A 1,625-nucleotide genomic window follows, 5' to 3' on the forward strand; every position below is an offset into this window, starting at 1 on the left:
CGATCCATGGCCGCGACTGACGTTTCCCCACGCCCAGACCAACGACCACCCGGACCGAAAGTCACATGATCAACAGCTTCTGTTAGGACCTCTAACACCGGGATGCCCGCGAACTCGAGCCAGCCGGTCAGCTGCTGGCGAAGGGTGTCCTTCTCCGCAGCGACGTACAAGGCGCGCTTCTGGCCCGTGGTGCGCTCCAGACGGAACCAGGCGGGCATCTCGGCGATGAACGCGTCCGCGTCCGGCCAGGCCGGTGGGACGTGGACTTCGCGGATGGTGTCGATCAGGTCGGGGAAGCGGCCCTCCCGCCGGGCCTGGGCCAGCTGCGAGGACAGCCGCCGGTGCATCGGCGGCGTGTGCGGCAGCGCGCTCTCAGCTGCGAGCCGGTACATCGCCTGTTCTCCACCGTTTCCCTGTCTCACGAGACAGGGATGAGCCTTGTGTGAAGACCGGTGGCATGTCCCGAATAGTCGCTGAGAAGTCGGCGAGGCTTGTCCCACCTGAGAAAGTCAGCAGGTTGGTGCCCTCCCAAAGGGGCTGCGTTGCCCATCCGGCCAATCGAGGCGACCCCTTCTCCTGATCGCTGCCGAGTTCAGGAGCCTTCCATCGGCCCAGCCCGATCCCATCCAGGCGCCCGCACGTCGATCGTGAGACCTCCTGGCCCGACCTCCTCACCGCAAGTCCGGCACGTCGATGTCAGATCGAGGTCGTGCTCGGCGTCGTGCCCGGAGCCGGGCCCGCCGCGGTGCAGGAAGGCGACCGGCGGAGTGTCCACCGCCCAGCGATCGCCCCAGGCCAGCAGCGCGCGCATCACCGGCGCGAGATCGCGGCCGGCCTCCGTGAGGTGGTATTCGAAGCGCAATGGGCGCTCACTGTATGCGCGGCGCTCGACCACGCCCGCCTCTTCCAGTGCGCGCAGTCTGGCGGCGAGGCGGTCGCGGGGGGCGCCGGTGTTGCGGACGATCTGGTCGAAGCGCTGGTTGCCGTAGAAGATCTCGCGGATCGCCAGGAGGGCCCAGCGTTCGCCAACGAGTTGCAACGCGGCGGCCACGGAGCACGGCCGACCAGGCACTTCGGGGTGCGGAACCAAGTTCTCGCCCTGCTTCACGTTCGAGGTCACCTCCCCATCATCTCCCGAGTCCGTTGCGTTTTCAAACCCACACAGCTAGCCTCCGGCCCATGATAGTTGGAGTTTCAAACCCACAAAGGGCGTCCCGAGCCGTGTTCGCGACGGTCGCGGCCGCGGTCTTCATGTCGAACCTGGACCTCTTCATCGTCAACGTGGCCCTCCCGGCGATCGGCCGCTCGTACGGCGGCAGCGGCCTCGGCTCCCTCTCCTGGGTCCTCAGCGGCTACGCGATCGTTTTCGCAGCGCTCCTCGTAGTCGCCGGCCGCCTCGCTGACCGCTCCGGCCACAAGCCGGTCTTCCTGACCGGACTGGCGGTGTTCACCCTCGCCTCGGTCGGCTGCGCACTCGCTCCCAACGTCGGGACGCTGGTCGTGGCACGGCTCGTACAGGCCGCCGGCGCCGCGCTGCTGATGCCGACGTCGCTCGCGTTGCTGCTCGACACGACGTCGCCCGAGAAGCGCGCCGGGGCGGTGCGGGCCTGGGCGTCGATCGGCGG

The 1,625-nt window shown here is 68.3% G+C and carries 2 protein-coding genes and 1 pseudogene; 1 reads left to right on the forward strand and 2 read right to left on the reverse strand.

The features are described from left to right. Both ACFXGI_RS38675 and ACFXGI_RS38680 read right to left on the reverse strand, forming a co-directional pair. Nucleotides 1-392, reverse strand: a pseudogene (locus ACFXGI_RS38675) (hypothetical protein); the annotation flags it as partial. A gap of 200 nt (nt 393-592) precedes the next feature. Next, nucleotides 593-1,120: a winged helix-turn-helix transcriptional regulator gene (locus ACFXGI_RS38680; RefSeq protein ID WP_384717770.1), complete on the reverse strand. Its 528-nt coding sequence runs from the start codon at nt 1,118-1,120 to the stop codon at nt 593-595. A 101-nt stretch (nt 1,121-1,221) separates the two neighbouring features. On the opposite strand from ACFXGI_RS38680, the gene ACFXGI_RS38685 reads away from it, so the two are divergent. Continuing rightward, nucleotides 1,222-1,625 (forward strand): MFS transporter (locus tag ACFXGI_RS38685; protein WP_384717773.1); only part of this gene is annotated, 404 nt, incomplete at its 3' end.

Source organism: Streptomyces sp. NPDC059355 (assembly GCF_042752335.1).
Taxonomy (GTDB): domain Bacteria; phylum Actinomycetota; class Actinomycetes; order Streptomycetales; family Streptomycetaceae; genus Streptomyces.